Source organism: Flavobacterium flavigenum (assembly GCF_027111255.2).
Lineage (GTDB): Bacteria > Bacteroidota > Bacteroidia > Flavobacteriales > Flavobacteriaceae > Flavobacterium > Flavobacterium flavigenum.
The window spans coordinates 741,539-767,597 of sequence record NZ_CP114285.2 but is presented as its reverse complement, the minus strand read 5'-3'; the positions used below and the strand labels follow the sequence as shown (position 1 = coordinate 767,597).

Sequence of the window (26,059 nt, the reverse complement as noted above, 5' to 3'; positions counted from 1 at the left end):
GTAATCTTTTTTGGTTATTTTTGAAATGTATAAAGCGAATTAGACATTCCTGTATACACCCATTTTGGGTAGATTGGCGCTACTTTCTAGCGTAATATAAATATGTTGGCGGTCATTGTAAAAAACATACCTATGAAAAAATCATATCTAATATTATCTGTTTCACTGTTGTTTTTTGGATGCAAAGATGAAGTAAAAAAGGTCGTGCCGAAAAGCGAACCAGTAACGATTTTTCCAACAGTAACAAATCCAAGAAATATTAAGTATGGGTCACTTTTTGATGAAGAAAATCCAACTTGGATTTCTACAGCAAACTACAATTTTAACTATATAGGAAAATTGAAAGATTCTATATCATTAGGGATAGAAGCTTTTTCAATTGCTGAATTTCCCCAGAATAGAAAGAAAGGCTCAAAAATTGAAAAGCGACAACGTCCAAACGCAGAATATTATATTGAATGGGACAAAAAAAATCGTTATTCATTTATGAAAGAGCAAAAAGTTGAAATTCAAATAAGCTCAAAAAAAATTAATAATTTTCATACTGCACTATTAAGAAATAGAACAAAAGATACCATTCCAATTGGTTTTGGAGATAGAATTCCTTTGATTTTGGAAGCGAAAAATAAATTGGGTAAATGGGAACCTATACAAGAAAGATTTGTTTATATGTGTGGTAATGGCGTTGGAACTATCATTTTGCCTCCAAAAGAAATAGCCATAACATTAGTACCAATTTTTAAAGGAAATTATAAAACTCAATTACGACTTTCAATGGGAAGTAATAAATCGAATGCCATTTGGGGAAATATCAATTACAGACAATTCGAAAGTAAGTTTGATGTAAATGGAGAATATAAGGAAGAATATAAAAACGAAATGAAAATAACAGAAAACAACGACCGCTAACACTTGCTACAAGAGAACGTTTTGCGTAAGCAATAAAAAAACTAACAAAATGAAATCAAAGATTAACATTATTCTAATTACATTATTTTATATTAATAATATATACAGCCAATCTACATTAACTGTTGGTAGCAAAACCCCCACCATAGATGTGACTAATTCATTTTTAAAAAAAAATATAAACTTAGAGGACAAATTTATAGTTTTGGATTTTTGGAATCCTGAATGCTCGAGTTGTTTAGATGAAATATCGCATTTAAACAAGTTAGCAATAAAATACAAATCTAATAAAAACCTAATATTCTTATCAATTACATATAGAAATATTGATGAAATTAAGAGTATAATTAAAATAATTCCTTTTGAAACTAATATTATAATAGACGAAACAGCTAAGTCGTTTAAAGATTTTGATAGAGTTCGAAAAGGAGATTATGGTGCTTGGATAGATTATGAAACTATACTTATTGATAATAAAGGAATTATTAAATGGATAGATTCTTCAAAGAACTTAAATGAAGAAATAATTGAAAATTTCTTAAATAATAAGACAATTTTTAGCGTAAAAGATAATTATGAAAATAATTATGCAACAAACATTGATACAGATACTCCAGCAACTGACGAGTTCTTATTAAATATCAATAGTAAATATGAAAAAGTAAAATATTCATTTACATTATCAAGCGTCCAAAGAAAAGAACAGTCCGTAAAAAAAGTAGTTAATAAAATAGATGATGGAATTTATGTTTGTATTAATGAAAACTTAAAAAGGCACATTTCAAATTTAACCAGCATTAGCGAATTAAAAATAATAACACCTCAAAATAGATTAGAAAATTTTAACATCATTTACAAAAATAGATTAGATAAATTAAATAACACTGAAGAATTAATAAAGAGCGATGTGAAATTTAATTTACTAAGAACACTTAACCTAAAAGAATACTTAGAAAATAAAACTACAGAAGTTTATGTTTTAAGTTTAGTTGATAAAAATAAATTAGAAAATTCTATTGATAATGGATTGCCTAATCAATTAAGAGAAAATAAAAGTTATTTTTTCTTCAATAATACCAACACAAAATATCTTTGTAATAAAATATCTGAAAAATTTAATTATATTGTTGAAGACGAATCTAACTTAACGACAAATTTTAATTTTATTTTAAACAAAAATAATATTGAAGAAATTATTAAAAATTTAAGTGCTTATGGACTCCAATTAAAAAAACAAACAAGAGAAATTCAGTTTAATGTTTATAAATAGTTTGCCAGCGCACAACCGTTAGTAAGCAATAGTCGGGAATTAGGCTTAATTTAAAAATAGTTTTGTACTTGGAAAAATGGTGATTAACCGAAATATTTCGCTTACTTAACCCCGACCATCGCCTACTAGCCAAACGTTGTGTGCTATACTTCTGAAGACGCGTATGACAAACTTCTTTGAACACTTTAAAACGACATTATTTGCAGAATTTCAATTTTTGAAAGACTTTGGATTTTCTGACTTTGAAGAAGAACAATTTGCTTATGAATATCATTTTGTTGCAAAATCCAAGGATAATATTAAATTAGAAATCCAAATCGAATTAACATCTTCAACGCCAATTTGGATCTCTATTAACGGAATTTATTTAGAAAATTTATTTGCATCTAATTCCTTTTTTAAAGAATATAGTTCTGAATTAGAAAGCATTTACAGAACGATTGACAATCCAAAAAACATAACGAATAATCAAAACGCTTTTGCAGAAAAAGGCTTTGTTTTAAACGAAAGGTATTTAAGTTTCGTAAAATCGTTGTTAATTGACAATCCCGAATATTTACAAGATGTTTCAATTTATGACAGACAGCACGAATTTAAAAAATTGCAAACAGAATTAGAACTGGCAGACTATCTTAAAGATTTTAAAAATCTATTTAATAAAGGCGGGCAAATGTTGCCTACGGAAACTTTTTTCAAAGCACAATTTAATAATAATCAACTTACTGTTGTAACCGACAAAATATCTGCGGACTTGAACTCTTATGACGAATTTATTGAGTTCATGAATTCATTTTCATCAGAAAATATTCAGTTCGAAAACATTATTTATAAATTTGAACCAAAATAAGTACACACCCAACACGGGTTCTGCATAAGGCGGGCTGTAGTGTGAAATTCAACGGCAGTTTTTCAATTGAACATTAGTAATAATATCACCTTTTGTGCTTCGATTTCCCGCCAGAACGCAAAGCCAAAATACGTTGTAAGTCATTTAAGAAACCGTGAAAATACGAAAAGAAATTAAGGACGATAATGAGCTTTACTTGTATTTCAATGACAAATTGATTTATAAAAGATGGTTGAATTACGGATATTCCAAAGTGTTTGACAAAATGGCTTATGGAAAAGATACTTTCGTTAATATTATTGAAGATGAAAACGGAAAAATTCGACATCGCAGAAAGATTTTCATAAACGGAGAATTTTGTGAAACTAAGGAAGACTTTTGGAATAAATATGTAGCGGAAATTGACTCTGAATCTGGAAAATTATTCGGAAAGAATCTTCAAGCTTTTAATAACGCAATAACAGCGGGAGGACCTGGATTTCCAGAAGATTGTATAATTGAAATTATTGGTACTGAAAAATTTGAAAAAGTATTTGGGAAAGAAGATTTTGAATTTATAATCAGACTACTGAGAGATGCTGAATTTGTTGACCTGATAATTGAAAAAGAAAATATTGGATGAAAAATCTACCTACAAAAGTGTTTGGCAAGATTGCGAATTTGTTGTGAATTGACGTTTACATTTCGCAAGAATTTTTATCTTTAGCAGAAAATATTCAGTTCCCAAGCTCGAAACCAAGCGTAAGAACTTTGTAGGTAATACGTCCTAAAATAGATTGACTAAAATGAACAATAACTTTTTTTCTTACTTATATCTTTGGTTATCATTAATAATTTTACCAGAAATGGTCTTTTCTCAATCAAATAACTTTACCATTCAAGATGTGAAATTTGAAAGTCAGGGCATAACTCTTGCAGGTTCAATTTTAAAACCTAAAAATCCAGTAGCAGCAGTTGTAATTGTTCACGGTTCTGACCCAGTAAAAAGGGAACTGGAGTTCGCAAAGAGACTTGCAAAGGAAGGTATTGCTGTACTGACATATGACAAACGTGGGGTTGGAGAATCTGGTGGTGTGTATGTTGGACCTTCTGTTGGTACTAATAATATTGACACTACAAACCTTACTTTATTATCTGATGACGCGAATGAGGCAGTAAAAACATTTCGGGCCTTTTTGAAAAACGAAAAAACACCAATTGGATTAGTTGGCTTTAGTCAGGCGGGATGGATAATTCCAATTGCAGCAAGCAAAAATTCACAAATTGAATTTATGGTTTTATTTAGTTGTCCTACGATAACAACTTTAGAACAACTTCGATTTCAGTTTTATACGAACGGAAATAATAATTTTTGGGAAAATCATGCAGATGCAGACGCTCGTGAACATATTAAAAATGACCCTGACAAGTATCAATTTGTGGCAACTGACCCAAAAATTTCTTTGAGTACTCTTTCAATTCCCGGTCTTTGGCTTTTTGGTGAAAAGGACATACAAATTCCTGTGAAGTTATGTATAGAGCAATTAAACACATTTAAAGTTCAAGGCAAACCTTTTGAATATACCTTGTTTCCAACTTTAGGGCACGATACATCGTCTATCGATAAAACAATACCTTTTTACATTTCAATTCAATGGATAAAACAAAACGCGTTGAATATTAGGATGTCTAAAGCATTGATAAAATGAAGCTCAGGTCTTCGAAGTGTTCTTGTAAAATATTGTGCGAATGTCTCTGATGTTGCACTTATTCTTAGAAGTAAAAATTTACCGAATTCATTTTGATGACCATACTTTTTTTCGAATTAGCAGAGTCAAACTTAAAAAAATATGAAAAGAGAGTTACAAAATATACTTATAGGTTGCGTTTTATGTTTGGTTGGTTATTTTTTATACTCTGCCGAATATGTTTTTCTAAATTATACAGGAATTATATTTATTTTATATGGCGTTTTTGTTGTAGTCGTTAAAACCTCAAAAATTTTGCTTTTGCTTAATGGAGAATTTAAAAATATACGAGATTTTGAAAACAAACAAAACCTTACGATTCCCGACTTTATCAGCGCAGTTCTTAAATTTAGAATTAAAAGCAATAAGGAAATAGGATTTGAAATCCCATTTTTTGGAACCTTTTATGTCATAGATTATAATAACACAACCGAGGATAACTTTGACAACCCAAACTACATTACTAAAGAAATAGCTCATACCTTAAAGCAGAGACTATATCCTCTGTACAATTTTTCAAATATTATTCCATTTGCAGTCAATAATAATTACAAAGTATTATTTTTTGAAAGCGGAAAAGATGAAATAAATATTATGGATCTGGATGATTCAGGCTTAAAACCTTTAAAGCTTGAAAATAAATTAAATTTTTATTTAGATATTAAAAATTTAGAATTTAAAAATGATGCCTATTACTATAATGGCTTAAAAAAATAGAGTCATTAATTCCAGAAAATCAATACTTCTATGATGTTCCGGATGCTATTTGTGAAGGTAGAGATTATTTAGATGTTTTCAGTAAATCTTTCCATCTTTTAGGTTCAGATATCAATTATTCTATTTTAAATATTGATGAAAAGGATGATAAGTACTTTATAGAAATGCAAATTGAAGATAAAATTTTTAACACTTACTTTAATAGACAAAGCCACTATATTGACAGTACAAGAATTACTATCGTATTAAATGAAATCCTGACACAAATAAAATACAATCCTTCAAAAAGGTTCTACCTGCTATCTACTTCATTCTGTGATTTTGATATTTTACTAGCTGACGAAAATACTTATCAAAAACTCAATGAAAATGGCTGCCTGGAATTTGATTATGAAAAGCATAAAATAAGTCCCGATGAAATTTCAATTATAAGGAAATACTCCGATCTAGATACAGAAATCGACAACATAGCATTTCATATAAAAGTTATAATTAAAAAACGAGGAAAAGCTAAAAAAGGCCAATCAATATCATTTTGTTTATAAAACAAATTATATTTTTGATCAAGAAGGAATAACTGAGGTAAAGAAGAAACTTAAACTCGAAATCGTAAAAATAGAATCCGGCTATGATTTTTTTTTCATTAAGTAAAACTCGGTAGGGTTACCAATTGTCTTCCGGCTCTCCGGGGTTCTTATAGAATACTATGCGAAAGTTCGTGACTTTGCACCTTTTATATAAAAAGAAGCCTTTCAGGAAATCCTGAAAGGCTCATAGTAAGATGAATTACTTTTTAGATTCCTCGATAGAAACTTTTCTAAACTCTTTTAAAAGTTTTTCAATTTCTAATGAAGATTTACGGGCTCTTGCTCCGGCAGCTTTAACTCCTTTTTCTGCTAAAGATTCAGATTCTGTCTTGAAGTTTTCGATTTCCGCATTGATTTTTGCTATTAAATCTTTCATGTTACATTTTTTTTAAATTAAGCCTACAAAAATAGAGGTTTAGAATAGAGGTGCAACTATTTAAAATTTTTATTCTAAAATTTGTTTAATATAATATTCTAATAAAATATTACTATAACGTCATAATTTATTTTTCTTCTGTATTATACTATTTGCTTTTTTTGACAGCTCCGATAAATTATAATGAATGCAAGGAGAAAAAGACTTCCATAGAGTGACAAGTTCACTTGTTGTATATCTCCATTTCTATAATTAAATTATCTTTTTTTTTTTGAAATAATAAAAAGTAAATTATGAAAAATTATATTGATGATAGTAATTCAAAATTGACACAGGAAAAAGCTTTGGAAATGCTTAGATTTTAGGGATTCGATTTAAGTGTTGAACAGGCAGATAAAGGTTTCTCAAAACGCAATCAGGAGGAAATGCTGAGGAAATATTGCAGTATTAACCAGATACAGATACGTACTGTAATATATGAAGATCATTCGGCCAAGACTTTCAATAGGCCTCAATGGAAAAATTTTCTTGCTGATCTGAAAAAATATAATAATAGAATCAACATGTTCTTTTTATGAAGTGGGATAGATTTAGCCGTAATGCAGAAGACGCTTACCAAATGATTAATCAGTTGAACCCTACGATACAAATTACAAACTACCTATTTTGGAAGGTTAGGAAAGACTTTTACGTATGAAAACACATAATTATAATGTAGTTGAGTACGGTCAATTGAGTTTTACTGCTTTATTACTTTCATTTATAAAGAAAATAGCATTCATAAAAATTACGAAATTCAGAAAATGTACGAACAAACTATACATCCATAAAAATTATGCAAACTATGAAACCATATAAATTTGAAGATTTACCAGATATTATTGGTGAGCTCCTGACAAAAATTGATAGTATTGAAAAACTTTTACAAGAAAATAAATTAAATACGGTAGCAGCTAATGATGAATTACTTACTATTTCAGAAGCAGCAATACTGTTAAAATTGTCTGTGGCTACAATTTATACAAAAGTTTGTAGAAATGAGATTCCAGCCAATAAACAGGGTAAGCGTCTTTATTTTTATCGGACAGAGCTACTAAATTGGATAAAATTGGGTAGAATTAAAACTATTACTGAAATACAGCAGGAAACTGAATTAAAATTTAATCCTAGTAAATCATTTAAATAAATAAGGAACACATACTTTTGGAAGAAGTCTTCCTTAATTTTGCAATATTCTATTTGAAGCTTATTCTTAGCGATGCTTCTCTTTTCTTCTCATCAATTATTTTAGTGTAAATCTGGGTAGTTTTGACACTTTTATGACCAAGCATTTTTGAAATGGTAAAAATATCTGTTCCAGAGAAAATTTGCAATGTAGCATAGGTGTGCCGAAAACAATGGAAAGTTATGTGTTTTGTAATTCCAGCTTGGGCAATCCAGACTGGTAAAACCCTGTCCACATCCCACTTTTTTAGACCAGTAAAAACTTTGTCATTATCAGTTGCTCTCTCTCCAAGAGTTTCAAATGCCTCAATTGATATCGGCATGGTCTGTAAGCCTTCAGTTTTCTTTTGTTTAAACCTGATATAATATCCATCATCTTCTCTATACTGAACTTCTGACCAGGTTAATTTAGCTATATCTGAATATCTCATTCCAGTGAGGGTAGAAAACATAGAAATTCTAAAAACTATTTCTTTCGAGCAAGGAGTTGCAAATAATTTTTTAGCTTCATTTAAAGTTAGAAAATTTCGCTGTGACTCCTGCTCTTTAATTGAATCGATTCCGGCATTTATATCGGTTCGTAGTTTTCCTTCTTTATATGCTCTTTTAAGTGTAGTCTTAAGCTTGTTATGATAGGAGAGCGCTGTATTTCGAGCCAGAGTATTCCCATTATCTCGTCTGTTTTTGGCTTTTAATAAATATTCCTTGTAATCCTCCATCAAAGTCACCGTTATATCTTAAAACGAATGTCTCCGCCAGAAAGAAAGTTTTCAAAATGAATAATAGCAGTGTTCCAAATCTGATAGTTCTTTCCCTGTTTTTTATCAGCTAGATTTTTAAAATAATCTAAAAATGAGCCGATTGCTATCCTTTGGATTTCCAATTGTTCTTTTTCAAATTCACTATAGACATCGTGCTTCCGAAGTTCGTTTTGTCTCCGAATCTGAATCAGCTCTGCTGTATGGAGAGTCTCAATATTGGAAATTTTTTGAATTTGATTTTTTGGACGCTCAAAAAGGTACAGTTTTAAGAATTCACGTCTTGTGTACTTATTCGTTTCTTTATTTAGTATTGGCGGATAAAAATCAAGGTAAAGTGATATCATTCCGCTTGGCAAAAGTTTTTTTCTCAGTTTTACATTTCCCTTTTTCATTTTTCTCTTACATTAAATATAATATCAATATCTTTCTTCGCAACATAATTAAACTTCCCTATGGAATATTTGGCTATTCCCTGACGCTGAATCAGCATATAGAGAGCCCCTGGCGATATGCCAAACTTCTGTTGTATCTGCGTAATAGTATAACAGTTCTCTAATCCCGGGAATTCCTGAACTGGACGCAGTAATGCCTCTTCCAGTGGAATGGAAAAGAAAGCATCCATATCGCATTTTCGAATAACCGTCCTTGCTCCAAATTTGGCTACATCGAGCTCTCCTCTGGAAATGATTCTGTAAATTGTCCTTTTGCTAATTCCAAACAAAAGGCTGGCCTGATTAACGCTCAGAAAATCTTTTGTTTTTACAGCTTCAAGTTGTGGATGCCGGGCAATTTCTGTCTGTCTGTTGCTTTCCTCAATTTTAGACTTTCTTGTCCTTGCTTTGTAGGCTCTGCTGCTGCATTTTAGCGAGCAATACTGTGTTTTTGTTGTCTTGGCCGTGAATTCATTTTGGCAGAATTCGCAGATTCGGGTAATCTTAATGTTCGTACTCATAGAAATGTGACTTTAAGTGTCCCACTGTGACTATGTGTGTCTACGCGTGCCATAATTTGGCCAAAAAAAAATATTATTTGTACCTCGAGCAAGCGAGGTACAAATAAGGTACAAATTTAATCAAAACATCACATAACATCCAAAAGAAAAAGGAATTAAAAAATGAGTTAAAGTATTGTTTATCAATGCTTTAAATCGTTTGTTTGTTGTTGTTTTGCGTTATTTTGTCTTGCTATTTTCCAATACAAAAGTTGGCGAAAATATTCCCTAATAATTCATCGTTTGAGACCTGACCCGTAATCAGCCCGAATTGGTACAAAGCTTCTTTTATATCCAGTGCAATTAAGTCGCTGGAAAGATTGCTTTCCAGTCCAAATTTTACTTTTTGTATTTCATCCAAAGCTTTCAATAAAGAATCATAATGTCTTGTATTTGTAATGATAGTCTCATTATTACGTAAAGCTCCTGTGTTTACAAATGACAATAATTCATTCTTTAATTCGTCGATACCAATTTTGTTTTTTGCAGATAGTAATAAAAGTTTCGCATTTAAGTTTTCGAGTTTGGCACTAATGTTTAAAGCATCCTCCCCGGATAAAATATCTTTTTTATTTACAACTATAAGTAAAGGTTTTAAAGGGTATTTGTTTTTAATCTGTTCAATTTCATTTATAAACTCTGAACTGGATGATTTGAATTTCAAGCCATCAAATAAATAAATGACAACCTGCGCCTGATCAATTTTTTCAAATGTTTTTTTGATTCCAATACTTTCTACAACATCTTTTGTTTCGCGAATTCCGGCAGTATCGATAAATCTGAATGCGATTCCGCCAATCACCAGTTCATCTTCAATGGTATCACGGGTTGTTCCGGCAATATCAGACACAATTGCGCGCTCTTCGTTTAGTAAAGCATTTAATAAAGTCGATTTGCCAACATTTGGTTCTCCAACAATAGCAACCGGAATTCCGTTTTTAATAACGTTCCCAACGGCAAATGAATCAATTAATCTTTTTAAAACAAATTCAATTCGGTTTAATAATTCGTTAAATTGTGTCCGGTCAGCAAATTCAACATCTTCTTCGGCAAAATCCAATTCCAGTTCAATCAACGATGCAAAATTCAGAAGCTCTTCCCGTAATTTTGCAATTTCATTACTAAAACCGCCACGCATTTGCTGCATGGCAATTTGATGTGAGGCTTCGTTATCAGACGAAATCAAATCGGCAACGGCTTCTGCCTGAGATAAATCCAGTTTTCCGTTCAGGAAAGCTCTCAGTGTAAACTCACCCGCATCGGCCATTCGGCAACCTTTTCTCAATAATAACTGAATGATTTGCTGCTGAATATAGGTTGAACCATGACATGATATTTCGATAGTATCCTCACCTGTGTATGAATTAGGCCCTTTAAAAACAGATACCAGCACTTCATCCAAAGTTTTTGAATCATCGACAATGTGGCCTAAATGCAGTGTATGTGTTTTTTGCTTTGTTAAATCTTTGTTTTTTACAGATTTAAAAACTGAATTTCCAATAGAAATAGCTTCAGCACCTGAAATACGAATTATGGCAATAGCACCTGCTCCGGATGGAGTAGCCAGGGCGACTATAGAATCTTGATGTATCATGTTGTAAATTGCAAGGGTGCAAAGGTACAAAGTTTTTATAAGGCTTATGAATTTGGTATTTTATATTTTATAAAGTATTAATTGATAGAAGTTTTTATATATTATTTAAATAGATGCTTTAAAAATTTATTAGATTATCTCTTATAATCAATTAGGGTTAAATTTTTGTAAAACTGATAATTATCAGGTAACTTCTAAGTACGATTTAGTAACTTTATGTAGATAACCTAAAAAATGTAATATGAAAAAGATAATATTCCCGACCGATTTTTCTGAAGCAGCAACAAATGCATTTGTACATGCGTTAGAGTTTGCCAAAGTCGTAAACGCCGAACTTGTTCTACTGCATACCTTCGAAATTCCCGTATATGACAGCCAGTTTTTTCCTGAAAATTATGCCGCTATCTACAGTTCTATAGAGCTGGCTAATTTTGAGATGTTTAAGGATGAGATTCCTAAACTGAAAACTATTGCAATGGAAAGAAATTTAGAAGAAATTGTTATCAAGCATCGTTTGATGGATGGTGATTTGCTTTATAACTTAAAAAATGCTGTAGAAGAGGAAAAAGCAGATTTTGTTATTATGGGTACAAACGGAATTTCTGACTGGACTACTTTTTTTACAGGCTCTAATACAAGTTCGGTCATTTCAGGTGTAGATGTTCCGGTTTTATGTGTGCCGATAGATGCTAAATTCAAAAAAATAAAAGTGATTGGATTTACGACCCGTTATCGCGAAAAAGATAAAAAAGAATTGAGAAAGGTATTGAAAATTGCTAAAAAAACGAATGCTAAAGTCCGAAGCTTGTACGTAAAAACCTCTGAATCTGATGTGGCTGCCGAAACCATTAAAGAATGGGAAGTTGAGTTTGCCAATGAAAATGTAGAATTTTTAGTATTGCCAAGTGATGATGTTAAAGAGACCATACTTGACTTTGTACTGTACAAAGATGTTGACGTTTTGACAACTATTACGCATAAAAGATCTTTTTTTGAAAGTCTTTTTACTTCCAGTTTTAGTAAAAAAATAACAAAAGAAGTTTCTATTCCGGTTTTAATAATGCATAATGACTAATTTACGTTGAAATTAAATCAAATTTTGAAGTCGTAAAACCTATATTTGTGGTTCAGCAAAATTGAAAAAATGGACTATTACAAAAACAGGTTTTCCCATTATACAGATTTATTAAACAAAACGAGCAAAAAGTTTAACACCATCAGTCTTCTAAGGATTTTAAGTATTTTTATTTTTTTGTTTCTGATGTTTTATTACATCAAAAAAGATGAAGTTATATACCTAATTGGTGCGTTATTGTTTTTTGCTGGTTTTGTCTTTTTAATGCGCATTCATTCGCGTTTATCTTTCCAGAAAAAACTTTTAACAGTGCTTTTAAAAGTCAATAAAAACGAAATTTCTTTCCTAAAAAGAGAAAAACTTCCTTTTGAAAATGGTTTTGAGTTCAATGATTTTCATCATCCCTATGCCTACGATCTGGATATCTTTGGAGAACATTCTTTATTTCAGAATTTAAACAGAACGGCAACTTTTATAGGTAAAAAGACATTGGCAAATCAATTGTTGAAATTGAATTCTAATGAAATTATAATTCAAAATCAGGAAGCAATAAAAGAACTTGCATCAAAAACAGACTGGCGTCAGGAATTCAACGCATTGGGAATTGTCAGTCATGACAGTAAAGATTGTTATGATTCATTAATGCACTGGAAATCATTTAGAAATAATTCATTACCTAAAGTTTTGAATGTGTTGTCAATTGTTTTGCCAACGTTGTTTTTAGGTTTACTGACAGCTTATTTTATTACTTCAAAAACGATTCTGCTCTCCTATGTGACTTATATATTTATTGCGAATCTGATTGTTTTAGGAAGGGTAACGAAACGTATTCAGTCTGAAATCGCCAACGCAGATAATATCGATAAAATCATCAAACAATATGGTCTTTTGGTTGAGAAGATTGAACAGGAAAAATTTGAGTCTAAAAAACTAATTGATTTACAAAGCCAGCTAATTTTTAAAAATACATCAGCCGGTTCACATTTAAAACAGCTTTCAGAATTGTTTTCCCGTATGGATACAATTAGCAATCTTGTGACTGCTACACTTTTTAACGGAAGCTTTTTATTCAATCTTCATGTGTTAAGGGCACTTTTGAAGTGGAAACATAATTATGCTGACCAGCTTGAAAAATGGATTGATGTAATAGGGGAGTTTGAATCTTTGAGTAGTCTTGCTAATCTGGCGTACAATAATCCTGATTTTGTTTTTCCGGAAATTAATTCGGAGTATAAAATAGAGTTCAAAAGTCTGAGTCATCCGTTATTAAATCCGGTGAGCAGGGTAGGGAATGATACGCATTTTTATCCGGAATCGTTTATGATTTTAACCGGTTCAAATATGTCCGGAAAAAGTACTTTTATAAGAAGTCTTGGTATTAATATGGTTTTAGGCGGAATAGGTTCAGTTGTTTGTGCTTCAGAGGCTAAAATTCATCCACTTCCAGTTTTAGTTTCGATGCGATTATCAGATTCTTTAGCGGATAGTGAATCGTACTTTTTTGCAGAAATCAAACGTTTAAAACAAATTATGGATGCTTTAGAAGAGAAACCGGCTTTTGTTTTACTGGATGAGATTTTAAGAGGAACCAACTCTGATGACAAAAGGAACGGAACTATCGAAGTGGTTAAAAAGGTGATTGCTAAAAAGGCAATCGGTGCCATCGCAACCCATGATATTGAGGTTTGCTTAACAACGAATGAATATCCAGAAACTTTGACCAACCAATGTTTTGAGGTAGAAATTAAAGATAACGATTTACATTTTGATTATAAACTCCGAGAAGGAATTTGTAAAAATAAAAGTGCCACTTTCCTGATGCAGAAGATGGGGGTTATCTAGCATTAATACCAAGTGTTTTTGTAATGAAAAAGCTTTTTCTGCATTTCAAATTTCTGAGGCAGAAAAAGCTTTTTTAGTAAATGCTTTATTTAAAATCTGATTACAAATTGGCTTTAATTTTTGCTATAACAGCATCATATTCCGTATCAGATAAATAGGTTTTTTGAGGGTTCATTTCAAAAACACTTCCAAATCCATAACCATCTTTGTATTTCGGCACAATGTGCATGTGCAAATGCGATAAAGTGTCACTAAAAGCACCGTAATTGATTTTATCAGGATTAAATGCTTTTGCAATAGCTTTTGCTGTTGTAGCAACATCTTCCATAAATAAATTGCGCTGTTCATCACTTAATTCATAAAATTCAACTGCGTGATCTTTGTAAACTACATTTAAACGGCCTGTATATGATTGTTCTTTAAAAAGAAAAAGCTGCGATACCTTTAGATCTGCAACTTTGATCATTAATTGGTGTAAGGTTTCATTGTTTTGGCAATACAGGCATTCTGAAACTGGACTAGGCATGTTTTTTATTTTAAAAGGTTTTTTATAAATTCAGTATTTCGCTGGCGAAAATACTATTTATTTTAAAAAGAAAAACTTTTCCTGCTTTTCAAAATTGAAAGAGGCAGAAAAAGTTTTAAAAGTTGATAAACTAAAGAAGTTTATAATTTGTATTTCAGACTAACCATTACCTGACGGGGAGCAATTGGATTTACACTGTAATTTTCGTGTACTGTATAATTCAGTTCATTTGTAATATTTGATAGTTTGCATAAAACTGATATTTTTTTCCAATTATATCCTGCTGAAACATCAACTGTAGCATAACCTTCTAAAGGAATTTCTCTATCTTGGATTGTCAGAGTTGTTGATTTTAAAGGCTTTGGTTTTGTTGGGTCTGTTAGATCAATAAATGGTAAACCTGTAACGGGGTTAAAGATTGTCTCATAATAGTATAAATTATTCCATCCACCAATTCGGTCACCAATATAATTCCCGACTGCTCCCACTGATAATCCTTTTAAAATACCTGTTGGCACTGTATAGAAAAAACTTAAATTAGCTGTGTTCTTTGGTGTTCTTGCAAGACGATCTCCTTCAACAAAACTTCCTTCTTTTCCAGATGTTTTTGTGTAACGCATATCATTGTAACTATATCCTGCAATGATACTTAAACCTTCAAGAGGTCTGGCTGTAACATCAATTTCTACTCCTTTGCTTTTTGTTCCTCCGCTTAAAATTTTCAAGTTCTGATCAGTATTTGGAGTAATACCATCTGCTTTAAATGCGGCAGTTTGAACTAAATTGTCATTTGTAATTTGATATAGGGTTATGTTTGTACTTAATACTCCTTTCCAAAAATCTGTTTTAATACCAGCTTCGTATTGATCTATAATAGAAGGATCAAGAGCTTCATTATTAAATGTGTTTCCTGTATTTGGGGTAAATGAGCTTGAATAACTTGCAAATAAAGACATATCTGTTAGTGGTTGATATACTAAGCCAATTTTTGGAGAGAAAGCATTGTCTAATCTTTTTTCTGCAACTGTAGGAATAGCTTTTTCAGGAGATACTGTTTGAACTCCACTTGTTAATGTTTCTTTATAAGTTGAAACTTCTGCTTCCTGCCAAGACCAACGAAGACCGACTAAAACTTTTATTTGACTGGTAACTGAAATTAAATCCTGAAAATACGCTCCAAAACGATTCGTATCTGTTTTTAAAATTTGAGTAGCTCTGCCATTAGGAATATCGGTTCTTTGTGTTGAAGGATCAAAATTAAAAAGATCAATAGTATCATAAAGAGTAGGATCATTTTTATATGTACCGTCAAATTGTCTAACCTTTACAGCTTTTTCACTGAAAGCATAAGTGTAAGCTGTCACGAATGAATTTTCCCAGTCTACGCCAGTAAATAATTGATGTTTGATTTTTCCTGTATTAAAAGTTCCTTGTAAACTCAATTGATCTCCAAGAATTTGTTCTAAGTTTTTATTTTGAACTAATCCTCTATTCCATTTACCATAAGCAGGGTATACTATAGGATCGTCTAAATTAGACATTTGAGCTGTTGACTTTTGAGTTCTGTCGTAAGTTTGGTATGAGCTATTGAAGCTTAGTTTCCAGTTTTTGTTAAAATCATGGTTCAGCAATACAGATGCACTAGAAGATTTTGTATTTCCATTTGACCAAAGTGCTCCAAAATAGGTGTTACGAGGTATATCCAAAATATTTTTTCCAATAATTCCAGTTCCAAAATCAGGAGTCCAGTCAGCTGTCAAATAATCTCCCTGTACTGTAATTTGTGTTTTTGGATTGATGAAAAACAATAAAGACGGGTTAAAATACAAACGTTCGTTTTTTACTACATCCCTAAAGCTTTCTGAATTTTCATAAGAACCATTAATTCTAAAAGCAATTGATTTACTAAGAGGACCGTAAAAATCAACGGACGGTTTGTAATAGGTATAGCTTCCCATTTGCATTGAGATTTCACCACCTTTTGTAAATAAAGGTGTTTTGGTTACAAGGTTTAAAATTCCACCGGGAGCTACATTTCCAAATAATAAAGCGGAGCCGCCTTTTAAGAATTCAACTTTGTCTAAACCAGAAACATCAGGTATAGAACCGGCGTTATAACGAAAACCATTTTTAAACATATTATTGGAAGACATATCGTATCCTCTTGAGTAAAAAGATTCTTGTGCACCTCCACGAGCAGAACTCACATAAACACCATTGGCATTTTTTATAACTTCACTCAACCTAATAGCTTGTTGTTGTTCGATAACTTCAGAATTAATAACCTGTACGGTTTGAGGATTATCCATTGGCTTTAATCCGGAACGAACTGCTGTTACAGGTTTTGGTTCTTTACTTTTGGTAACAATAACTTCATTCAGTATTTCACCCTTTTTGTTTTTTACAGTATCATTAATTGCAGATGCAGTATCGTTATTTGAATAATCCTGACTATAAGCAGCAAAACTTAGAAATGATAAACTGAAAAGTAAAATATATTTCATGGTGTTTATTTAGAATAATTTAAAATAATTTTCTGCAAATATAGAAGGTAAGTTTATTATTTAAAAGTTTATTTAGATTAATTATTATTAATTTTACAACTACTTGTTTGTTAATTATTTACTAAATTTTTTTAAGTATATTTTTAAAATAATGTAAGTAAAAATTTATATTATACATTGTCTTTAAACAAAAAAAGCCCTTTTCGGGATTGAAAAAGGCTTACTGCAATTAAATTTTAAATTTATTTTACGGCAATTAAATAAGTTGCCATTTTCCAGATTTCATCGTATTTTTTTCCGTTGTGTTCACCTGTCGCTTTTTCAGTATAAGCAAATTCTACCATGTAATTTCCAGACCAGATTGGCGTAAAAGAGATTTCTCCTTTATCATTTGTCCATAATTCTTTTTCCCATCCATTTGGGGCAATCACTTTTACTTTTTGCTTTTTGGCAGATGCACCTTCGTACAAAGCAAATACGTTGATGTTAGCATTTTTCTTAGCTATATCAGCATTTTGACTAAATAATCCAATTATATTATTATTTGCTGTAGCATAATTACCTGCGGTTTTGTTGCCAATTGTCACAGTAGCACTTGAGTTATAATCTAAAACCATAGTTCCATAAACATCTTTTACTTTATGGTGCATTACAATGGTGTAAACCCCGTCTTCATCAGGAGTAAAAAATGCCTGGTACTTATTTTCTAATGCTTTAGAAGTTAACTTCGTTTCTTTTTTTGAAGGTGAAACTAAAACTAAAGTAAAGTCTTTTAAATCAGAAAACCATTTGTCTGCTTTAGTAATATCGTTATCTGCGAATTCTCCAAAATATATGGATATTTCCTGGGCTTTGCCTTTTGTACCTGTAGCTTTTGTTTCGATCCATAACGCGTGAGCAAATAGGGAAGGTGTTGCTATAAGCATCAGCATTAAGAGAGTTAATTTTTTAAGTGAATTTGATTTCATAGTTCAATCTGTTTATATTGGAAAATTTATATTTCACAAACTTAATATTTATTTAGAATAATTAAAAACAATAACCGTTGTTTTTACTCATTTAACTTTTAGAGTCTTCTGAATAATTCGAAAACAACCATCATGTTATGCGTTAAAAATTCGGCAAATTCAAAAACATTATTCGGTTTGTCCGATATCGATGAATAAATGAAAGAACATTTAATGAATTGATATTTTGACTAATAGCAGAAGATTCGAATCCTTAAAATATGAAATAGATAAATTGTTTTTAGAAACTGTAGCAAAGAAGTTTTTATCACTTTAGATTAAAAATTAAAGGGAGCTAATTTTAAAATCAGCTCCCTTTTGAATTAATTAGATGTTTTAGAATTTATAGCTAAAACTAGCCACTATATTTCTTGGCTTTTGAGGATTTACAGTAGCCCAGCCACCATTAAAATATTCTCTGTTTGCAATATTATTGATATTTAGCGCTACCCTGATTTTTTTTGTTCCGTAAAAAACTGATCCGTTTATAACAGTATAGGATGGGAGTATAAATTTCCCCTGTTTATCACTGTTTACTACAGCATTTTCGCTCGCATAATTTCCACCAAAACCTAAACCAAAATCTTTAAGGGCTCCGTCAATAAATTTATAGTTTGCCCACAGGTTTATTAAGTTTTCCGGACCTGACCACATGGGTCTTTTTCCTTCTTCCAGCCATACATTATCCAGATCTCCTTTTGTTACTTTGCTGTCATTATAGCTGTATCCTGCAATAATATGTAAACCTTTTACTGGAGAAGCATTCAGATCAAATTCAAACCCTTTACTTTTTGACTTACCACCTTGTAGGCTTCTCCCCATATTAGCAGGATCGACTGTCAATAAATTTGAAACATTGATGTCGTAATAACTTACAGTTGCATTTAATTTATCTGCTAAAAGATTTGCTTTGATACCAAATTCTAACTGATTGGCTTGTTCTGGTTCAAAAGTTTGAGGTTCAGTTGGACTATTATTTGGTGCAACATTTTTGAAACCATTCATATAATTAGCAAATAAGGCTAATTTGTCTTCAATTGGCTGATATATTAATCCAAACTTTGGAGATAATGCTGTTTGATTGTAATCATCTTTATCGTTATTGATGTCCCCTTCATTGTCAAAGTAATCTAAACGTAAACTTGCCATTGCAATTAATTTAGAGGTTATATTAATTACATCAGACGCGTAAATGCTATAGGTACTGTTTCTTAAATTATCATTGCTGGTTCCGGTAGTTGACAGTAATTTATCTACAGATGAAGTGGTTAGATAATATGGATTGTTCTCATCATATTGTCTGATTTCTCCCTGAGGCGTAACTTTGTAAACGCCATTCCATCCGGTGCCTCCGTACATTAAATTTTTTTGAAAATAATCAAGTCCAATTACAATTCTGTTGCGCATCTTTCCAATTTTGAAATCGCCTGTGAAATTTTGCTGAATATCAGTAGTGGTCGTAAAAGAATTTTCTTTTGTAATGTAAATAGAAAAATCTCCCTGTCCATCTTCATTATCGGAAAGATAAGAGTAATATCCTTTAGATTTTGTCGAACTTTTTGATAGTACTGTTTGCGAAGTCCATTGTTCCGATATTTTATAATTCATCTGGGCCTGCAAATTGTATTTAGGGTTTTTTACAGACAAATCATTGTTGGTAAAAGATAACTTTGTGTTATAATTTAATTCTTCGATATTGGCAAATTGCAAGTATTTGCTTCTTCCTAAAAATAACATTGCAGGAGTTGTTTTTTCTTCCTGCATAAATTCGGTATTAATCAGGAAAGATAATTTTTCATTAACCTTATAAGAGAGCACAGGAGCTAAAAAATAGGAAGTACGGAAACCGGCATCCTGAAAACTGTTTTCTGTTTGATAGGCAGTATTAACTCTGAGTAAAACATTATCAGAGTCATCCACAGCAGTATTAACATCGGCAGCAACCCTGTTAAGCCCGAAACTTCCGGTCAGATAAGATACTTCTGCAGCAAAACCGGCAAAAGGTGTTTTTGTTACGGTATTGATAAGTCCGCCGTAGCTAATAAGACTGCTTCCGAACAAAGTTCCGGACGGCCCCTTTATAACTTCAATTCTTTCAATATTTGCAGGATCTAAAGTACCATTTGTTAATCCTGGTAATCCATTTACAATATTCGCTTGTAGTTGAAACCCACGTAATGAATAAAAAGATCCGCCATTTCCTGCACTACCTGTGGATTCCCACAGTTTTTGAATTCCGGGAACATTTTTCATTGCATCCTCGAAATTAGTTATGGCTTGTTCTTTTAGTAAATCAGCTGTTACTACATTGTAAACTTGCGGATTTTCAATGTTTTTAAGAGGTATTTTTGAAACATAATTACTTTGCTTTGGGAAAACTTTTGCTCCATTACTGTATATGGTTACTTCCTTTAGTTCCTTATTCGAAACTTTCAATTGCAGATTAAGAGTAGCTGTTTTATTTTCTGAAACAGTTATTTCCTGTTCTAGGGTTTCATATCCAGTCAAAGAGACTTGTAATGTGTAAATATTTGCCTTTAGTTTGTTAAATTCAAAAAAACCATCGTCATTGGTAAAAGTACCATATTTTGTGTTTTTAAGAAAGACATTTATTCCTGCTGCTGGCTCTCCGTCAGATGTAGTTATAATGCCTTTTAATTTTCCATTGTTTTGTGAAAGGGAGGTGGTGGTTGAAATTAAGAATATGCAAATTACAAGATGCAGTATTCTTTGGTTAAGATGGTTCATTTTCTTTGGTATTATTGGTATTTTTGCAAATCTAAAAATTTAATAATACAAAAGTGAATTATTGACTGATACCCCTATAAATAGTTGTCTCAAGTTCTGTTTTTATAAGAAAAACACCCTAATATAGAAATTCAAATCGAAGTGAATTTTGAAATAAAAACATATATTTTTTAGTGATAGAAAAATAGCTTTCAGATTTGAATTCCATAGCTTATAAAATTATTTTTTTTGCTTTTTGTTCTTTCGTCCCCACCAGATTAAAAAACCGGTGACAGGTAAACTTGCTGCTATAAGACTGGCAATAAAAGCTAATACTTTACCGGGAAATCCTAAAATGCTGCCTACGTGTAAATCATAATTTATGAATCGGAATTTTTCACCATTGCTTTTATCTTCATATGTTATAGTTTCAAGTTTTTTCGCTGTGTACTGATCAAATTGTATAGATACATCATCGAAGCGGCTCTCATGTCTAATAAATGCCCTAATGGTTCCTGTTGAATCTTTTGCTTTAGGCATAAATATAAAATAGCTTTTCGCATCTGGTCTCAATTGTTTTAGGGAGAAGTAAATCGTATCAACAGGTTTTTTTTCGGTGTAATAAAGAGTATCAGATTCGATAACTTTTGACTCCTTTTCAATAGTTTTACCGCCATTAAATACCCATTGCACTCCTTTGTCGTAGCACTCAAAAGCCCAGACTAATCCGGTAAGGGCAATGATTAAAGCAAAAATCAATATGTAGTAACCAAGAATATTATGCAAATCGTAATTTTTACGTTTCCATTTAGTGGTGTTTTTCCATCTAAACCAGAACCTTTGTTTGGCTGCACTTTTATTTTTTGGCCACCAAAGTACCAATCCTGTAAGCAATGAAATAATGAATATAATGGTTGCCGTTCCTACAATTGGATCTCCTATTTTGCTGTTAAGGCATAATGTCTGGTGCAGCATCCGGACAAAAACAAAAAACTCAAAGTTATATTCTTCAAGTTTTTTTATACTTCCGGAATAAGGATCTAAATAGACGTAAGTACTTTGATAACGATTCCAGTACCAAATGGCATTTTCATCCAGTTCTTCAAAAAACCAGATCATTACGGTACGTTTATCATCACTCATTATTTTACATCCGGAAAGTGTCTGCTTTAGATTGTTTTTGTTGGCTTCTTTTGCAATTTCTATTAACCGGCTAACAGGCAGTTTTTTGCCTTTTACCTCGTCTGAATAATAATAGTCATGAACGATAGGGCGTAATTCTTCTTCAAAAACATATAGACAACCCGTAATACCTAATATGAACACAATTAACCCTGATGACAATCCCAGCCATAAATGTACTTTTTTTATAAAGTTTTTAAATGTCATGTTTACTAATGTTATAACAGTTTCAATAAAAACCGCCACTTTATTGAAAGCACCTTAATTCTTTTACGTAATTAAGGTGCTTTTTGTTATTAAAATTTTAGAGATAAACTTACCAGAACATTTGTTGGCGCTTGTGATGCGCCCCAAATATCCCAGTATTTTTCATTGGTTATATTATTTAGTTTTACACCAACTCTCCAGTTCGGCTGATCATAAAATGCAGTAGCATTGTAAATCATGTATGAAGGCATATAAAAAGTATTATCCACTGTAAAATAATTGTCATCTACATAATTTGCTCCTAAGCCGAAACCTAATCCCTGAAGTTTATTTTGTAGCGTATAGGTTGTCCAAAAATTAACAACGTTTTCAGGGGAACTTGCAGCTTTGTTTCCTTGAAGAGCTAGGTTCGTTGCCCTCAGGATCCGATTATCATTGTATGCATATCCCGCAATAATACTTAATCCGTTTATAGGTTTGGCGATTAATTCAAAATCTACACCTTTGCTTTCTTGTTTTACATCCTGCATTGTATCTCCATTTTCAAGTGTTCTGGTGCTATTATCTATTGTAATGTTATAATAGCTCGCTGTAAAACTCAGTTTTTTATTGAAAGTTTCTGCCTTTATACCTCCCTCATACTGATTGGCATATACAGGATCTAATACAAATATATCATTTGTTGAAGGCTGATTTACAGGAGCATAATTCTGGAATCCGTTCATGTAATTTGCAAACAAAGAAACCTGATCTTTAACAATTTCATATACCAATCCGAATTTAGGAGACAGGGCATTTTGGTGAAATGCAGTTGCAGTTCCGGCTTGGTCACGGTTAAAATTATCAAAACGTAAACTCAGCATTGCTGATAATCTACCCGTAAAGCTGATTACATCACATACGTATGCACTAAAAGTTTCCTGGTCACCAACGGGAGATGTAGTCAGCGTTAATAGTGCATCTACCGCTTTTCTTCTGATTGGTGCAAAATTGCTAGTTACATCAATGTTATCCAGATAGGTTGTTGCAGTTCTTCCTCCTGAAAAGTTAGATTCATATTTTCTTAAATTGATACCTGCAAGAAATTTGTGTTTGAATCTCCAGGTAGAAAACTGTCCATTGATATTTTCCTGTAAATTGGTATAATTATTAAAAATAGGCCCCCAAAGTCCAACTCTTCTGGAGGCGTTGGTTGGAGAAGTCCAGTTGGCATAACTCTGATAACTGCGTTCTACGTCTTCACCTGCGAAAGAGAATATAGTAGTCGATTTCCATTTTTCGGAAATTTTATATTCTGCCTGAGCAAAAACTTTTGTTGCCGAAGTTTTTGCATCGTTATCGTCATGAAACATAGACTTTTTATAATCTATTTTTAGTTGTTCCGGATTGTTTATACCAGAAGTTGCCTCATAAGTGTTATACGTCCGTCGTGTATTGTTCGAATTATATAATTCTGCATCAAAATTGAATGTAAGTTTTTCATTTGCTTTAAAAGTAAGACTTGGGGCTACAGCCAGTGATTTGTTGAAGCCATAGTCAAGAAAGCTTTTTTCGTTATTTACAGCAAGGTTAATTCTAAATAATACTGTTTTTTCTTTGTTTAAAGGCGTATTTACATCGGCTGTAAGACGGTTTAGGCCAAAACTTCCTCCCGTATAAGTTACTTCACTGGCTGTAGTTTCAAAAGGTTTCTTCGTTACCAGATTTACAACACCACCAAAAGAAGATACAGATGAACCAAATAAAGTTCCGGAAGGTCCTTTCATGACCTCAATTCGCTCTACGTTTGAAAGATCAATAGAAGAACGTCCAGTAACTGTTTCCATACCATTTCTGGCATTAACACCAACAGTAAAACCTCTGAATCCGATGCCAATTCCGCCCGAAGGGTAACTTACTGGTACAGCACCGGCACTGTTTCTTATAGCACTTTCAATGTTTACGGCTACTTGCTCCTGTAAAAGCTCCTTATGAATGACACTGTATACCTGAGGGTTTTCAAGATTAGAAAGCGGCATTCTGGCAACGTAATCTGTTTTTTTCGATAATATACTTTTTTTACCACTTATTACAACTTCCTGTAGTTCCTTATTGGATATTTTTAATTGTAAATTAATGGTAGTCGTTTCATTTTCAGAAACATTTACATCCTGTTCTAAAGTTTCATAGCCCGTTAGCGAAACTTGTAATGTATATGAATTTGCAACCACTCTGTTAAACTCAAAACTGCCATCTTCGTTAGTAGAGGCACTATATTTTGTTTTTTTAAGGATGATATTAACATCCTCAGCAGCGGCTCCATCGGAGGTCGTAATTATTCCTTTTATTTTTCCGTGGTTTTGTTGTGAAAACATACTAATTGCTGAAAATAGCATACCGATTGAGAGTAGAAAGGGTAAAGTTTTCTTTTTTAGATACTTCATTATAATTATAAATTTGATTAGGAATTGTTTTTATTTAGAATTAATAAAAACAGTGCAAAAGTAAAAATTAATATCTTTTTAACAAGTTTTATTTAGAATAAATAAATATAATTTTAATTGGATATATTATAAAAGTGAAAAATATGGAGGTATAAATTTCTAAAATTTTGATTTTTAAATATTTATTTTAATAACTGTACAATTCTTTTTTAAGAAAGGATAAAAGGAGTGATGTTGGTTTAAAATAACTTAATTTTGCAGTCTGAAAAATGACTTCATGATTTTACCTTTCTTTAAAAACATACAAAATACTCCGCGAGGCTATCGTATAGCGAATACTGTCTTTTTTTTCCTTTCAGGTTTTGGATATTCTTCATGGGTATCAAGAATTCCGCACATTCAGGCGCAACTACATTTATCTGAAGCTCAGTTTGGAGCTGTTTTGTTTGCATTTCCGATTGGCTTAATGCTAACAATGCCTTTTACCGGAAAATTATTAAACAAACACAGCAGCCGGTATATTATGCTTTTGGGAGCTATTATGTTTAATATTGTATTGTCTTTACCCGGCTTAGTGGCTTTTGTATGGCAATTGGTTATAGTACTTTTAATTTTCGGGGCTTCACGTAATATTTTTAATTTATCGATTAACGCACAATCGCTTGAGGTGCAGAAATTATATCCAAAATCAATTATTACCCGTTTTCATGCGGTTTGGAGTATTGCCGTTTTTTCGGGAGCAGGCTTAGGGTATGTTATGGTTACACAGCATATTGCTCCTTCTCATCATTTACTAGGCGTAAGTGTTTTTATGCTGGCGCTAACGGCTTGTTTTTATCCGCTAAGTATTCATAATGAGCCGGTTCCTGTTAAGAAGAAGTTTTTTGCAATGCCGGAAAAAAATCTAATAAAATTTGCTGTAATTTGTTTCGTTTCAATGGCTTGCGAAAATACGATGTATGACTGGAGCGGTATTTATTTTGAAAATATATTGAAGACATCCCCAAAATTAACCAGTGCAGCATTTGTATTTTTTGCAACAGCGGTGACTTTAGGACGAATATTTGGAGATTACGGTGTAACGAAATTTGGGATTAAAAAAATTCTGCTTTATAGTGGTATATTAATTACGGCAGGTTTTGCCATTTGTTTTATCCTTCCTTATCCTTATCCAACCATCTTTGGTTATGTTTTGATTGGTTTTGGGGTTTCCTGTGTAGTACCTCTTGTTTTTAGTATAGCAGGAAGGTCATCAAAATTAAACAGTGGTACGGCCATAACTTCTATATCTACAATTGGTTATCTTGGCTTTTTACTGGTTCCGCCAATGGTAGGATTTATCTCTGAATATTTAAGCATGAAATGGGCGTTTTTAGTTATCGCGCTTTTGGGTATTCTGATGATTTTTATGGTGAATAAGATAGGGGAGAATGAGTAGGTTTTTTGAGAGTTTCTAAGGTGCTAAGATTCTGGTTTTTTCTATTGGATCCTTTCTATAACTAAGACATAAAGATTTAAGCAAGCACAAAGAGCTTAAAAATTACTTAGAAATAAATATTGTAG

At 31.9% G+C, this 26,059-nt stretch carries 24 protein-coding genes; 13 read left to right on the top strand and 11 right to left on the bottom strand.

Annotated features, from left to right (window positions below; genetic code table 11):
• The first annotated feature begins 132 nt into the window (after positions 1-132).
• From OZP09_RS02825 to OZP09_RS02795, 7 genes are all read left to right on the top strand, one after another.
• A complete protein-coding gene (locus OZP09_RS02825) occupies positions 133-909 on the top strand; it encodes a hypothetical protein (protein WP_281310247.1) in 777 nt (258 codons plus the stop codon).
• A 49-nt stretch (positions 910-958) separates the two neighbouring features.
• A complete protein-coding gene (locus tag OZP09_RS02820; RefSeq protein ID WP_281310246.1) occupies positions 959-2,179 on the top strand; it encodes a TlpA family protein disulfide reductase in 1,221 nt (406 codons plus the stop codon).
• A 163-nt stretch (positions 2,180-2,342) separates the two neighbouring features.
• A complete protein-coding gene (locus OZP09_RS02815) occupies positions 2,343-3,026 on the top strand; it encodes a hypothetical protein (protein ID WP_269236420.1) in 684 nt (227 codons plus the stop codon).
• A 265-nt stretch (positions 3,027-3,291) separates the two neighbouring features.
• Positions 3,292-3,648 carry a barstar family protein gene (locus tag OZP09_RS02810; protein ID WP_269236419.1) on the top strand — a complete coding sequence of 119 codons (357 nt, stop codon included), beginning with the start codon at positions 3,292-3,294 and terminating at the stop codon, positions 3,646-3,648.
• 163 nt (positions 3,649-3,811) lie between these two features.
• Positions 3,812-4,714 carry an alpha/beta hydrolase family protein gene (locus OZP09_RS02805; protein WP_281310245.1) on the top strand — a complete coding sequence of 301 codons (903 nt, stop codon included), beginning with the start codon at positions 3,812-3,814 and terminating at the stop codon, positions 4,712-4,714.
• 141 nt (positions 4,715-4,855) lie between these two features.
• Positions 4,856-5,470, top strand: coding sequence for a hypothetical protein (locus OZP09_RS02800; RefSeq protein WP_269236417.1), 615 nt, complete (start codon positions 4,856-4,858; stop codon positions 5,468-5,470).
• A 164-nt stretch (positions 5,471-5,634) separates the two neighbouring features.
• Positions 5,635-6,015, top strand: coding sequence for a hypothetical protein (locus tag OZP09_RS02795; protein WP_269236416.1), 381 nt, complete (start codon positions 5,635-5,637; stop codon positions 6,013-6,015).
• 241 nt (positions 6,016-6,256) lie between these two features.
• Here the strand turns inward: OZP09_RS02795 and OZP09_RS02790 are convergent, their stop codons facing one another.
• Positions 6,257-6,433, bottom strand: coding sequence for a histone H1 (locus OZP09_RS02790; protein WP_111376282.1), 177 nt, complete (start codon positions 6,431-6,433; stop codon positions 6,257-6,259).
• 425 nt (positions 6,434-6,858) lie between these two features.
• Here OZP09_RS02790 and OZP09_RS02785 point away from each other — a divergent pair, with 425 nt between their 5' ends.
• The 3 genes from OZP09_RS02785 to OZP09_RS02775 all read left to right on the top strand — a co-directional run bounded on the left by OZP09_RS02785 (position 6,859) and on the right by OZP09_RS02775 (position 7,619).
• Entirely contained in the window at positions 6,859-7,011 is a 153-nt protein-coding gene (locus OZP09_RS02785) for a recombinase family protein (protein WP_269236415.1), read from the top strand.
• A gap of 115 nt (positions 7,012-7,126) precedes the next feature.
• A complete protein-coding gene (locus OZP09_RS02780) occupies positions 7,127-7,291 on the top strand; it encodes a hypothetical protein (RefSeq protein ID WP_269236414.1) in 165 nt (54 codons plus the stop codon).
• Complete coding sequence (locus tag OZP09_RS02775; RefSeq protein ID WP_269236413.1) at positions 7,278-7,619, top strand: helix-turn-helix domain-containing protein; 342 nt, start codon at positions 7,278-7,280, stop codon at positions 7,617-7,619. The genes OZP09_RS02780 and OZP09_RS02775 overlap by 14 nt, the downstream gene beginning before the upstream one ends.
• Before the next feature lie 49 nt (positions 7,620-7,668).
• Here the strand turns inward: OZP09_RS02775 and OZP09_RS02770 are convergent, their stop codons facing one another.
• From OZP09_RS02770 to mnmE, 4 genes are all read right to left on the bottom strand, one after another.
• A complete protein-coding gene (locus OZP09_RS02770; RefSeq protein WP_281310244.1) occupies positions 7,669-8,376 on the bottom strand; it encodes a site-specific integrase in 708 nt (235 codons plus the stop codon).
• An 11-nt stretch (positions 8,377-8,387) separates the two neighbouring features.
• Positions 8,388-8,810 carry a hypothetical protein gene (locus OZP09_RS02765; protein WP_269236410.1) on the bottom strand — a complete coding sequence of 141 codons (423 nt, stop codon included), beginning with the start codon at positions 8,808-8,810 and terminating at the stop codon, positions 8,388-8,390.
• Positions 8,807-9,370, bottom strand: a complete 564-nt coding sequence (locus tag OZP09_RS02760; RefSeq protein ID WP_281310243.1) for a helix-turn-helix domain-containing protein — start codon at positions 9,368-9,370, stop codon at positions 8,807-8,809. Before OZP09_RS02760 ends, OZP09_RS02765 begins: the two co-directional genes overlap by 4 nt.
• A gap of 232 nt (positions 9,371-9,602) precedes the next feature.
• Positions 9,603-11,003 (bottom strand): tRNA uridine-5-carboxymethylaminomethyl(34) synthesis GTPase MnmE, encoded by a 1,401-nt coding sequence (mnmE, locus tag OZP09_RS02755; protein WP_281310242.1) that lies wholly within the window; start codon positions 11,001-11,003, stop codon positions 9,603-9,605.
• Between the two features lie 241 nt (positions 11,004-11,244).
• On the opposite strand from mnmE, the gene OZP09_RS02750 reads away from it, so the two are divergent.
• Both OZP09_RS02750 and OZP09_RS02745 read left to right on the top strand, forming a co-directional pair.
• Positions 11,245-12,078: a universal stress protein gene (locus OZP09_RS02750; protein ID WP_269236407.1), complete on the top strand. Its 834-nt coding sequence runs from the start codon at positions 11,245-11,247 to the stop codon at positions 12,076-12,078.
• Positions 12,079-12,147: 69 nt separating this feature from the next.
• Positions 12,148-13,920, top strand: coding sequence for a MutS-related protein (locus tag OZP09_RS02745; protein WP_269236406.1), 1,773 nt, complete (start codon positions 12,148-12,150; stop codon positions 13,918-13,920).
• Between the two features lie 100 nt (positions 13,921-14,020).
• Here the strand turns inward: OZP09_RS02745 and OZP09_RS02740 are convergent, their stop codons facing one another.
• From OZP09_RS02740 to OZP09_RS02715, 6 genes are all read right to left on the bottom strand, one after another.
• On the bottom strand, positions 14,021-14,446 hold the full coding sequence (locus tag OZP09_RS02740; RefSeq protein ID WP_269236405.1) for an HIT family protein: 426 nt from the start codon (positions 14,444-14,446) through the stop codon (positions 14,021-14,023).
• A gap of 140 nt (positions 14,447-14,586) precedes the next feature.
• Positions 14,587-16,950, bottom strand: a complete 2,364-nt coding sequence (locus tag OZP09_RS02735; RefSeq protein ID WP_281310241.1) for a TonB-dependent siderophore receptor — start codon at positions 16,948-16,950, stop codon at positions 14,587-14,589.
• A gap of 242 nt (positions 16,951-17,192) precedes the next feature.
• Positions 17,193-17,918, bottom strand: coding sequence for a hypothetical protein (locus tag OZP09_RS02730; protein ID WP_269236404.1), 726 nt, complete (start codon positions 17,916-17,918; stop codon positions 17,193-17,195).
• A gap of 375 nt (positions 17,919-18,293) precedes the next feature.
• Positions 18,294-20,705 (bottom strand): TonB-dependent receptor, encoded by a 2,412-nt coding sequence (locus OZP09_RS02725; RefSeq protein WP_269236403.1) that lies wholly within the window; start codon positions 20,703-20,705, stop codon positions 18,294-18,296.
• Positions 20,706-20,924: 219 nt separating this feature from the next.
• Complete coding sequence (locus OZP09_RS02720; RefSeq protein ID WP_281310240.1) at positions 20,925-22,073, bottom strand: PepSY-associated TM helix domain-containing protein; 1,149 nt, start codon at positions 22,071-22,073, stop codon at positions 20,925-20,927.
• A gap of 89 nt (positions 22,074-22,162) precedes the next feature.
• Positions 22,163-24,496: a TonB-dependent receptor gene (locus tag OZP09_RS02715; protein ID WP_281310239.1), complete on the bottom strand. Its 2,334-nt coding sequence runs from the start codon at positions 24,494-24,496 to the stop codon at positions 22,163-22,165.
• 277 nt (positions 24,497-24,773) lie between these two features.
• On the opposite strand from OZP09_RS02715, the gene OZP09_RS02710 reads away from it, so the two are divergent.
• Positions 24,774-25,934 carry an MFS transporter gene (locus OZP09_RS02710; RefSeq protein WP_281310238.1) on the top strand — a complete coding sequence of 387 codons (1,161 nt, stop codon included), beginning with the start codon at positions 24,774-24,776 and terminating at the stop codon, positions 25,932-25,934.
• Positions 25,935-26,059: the final 125 nt, after the last annotated feature.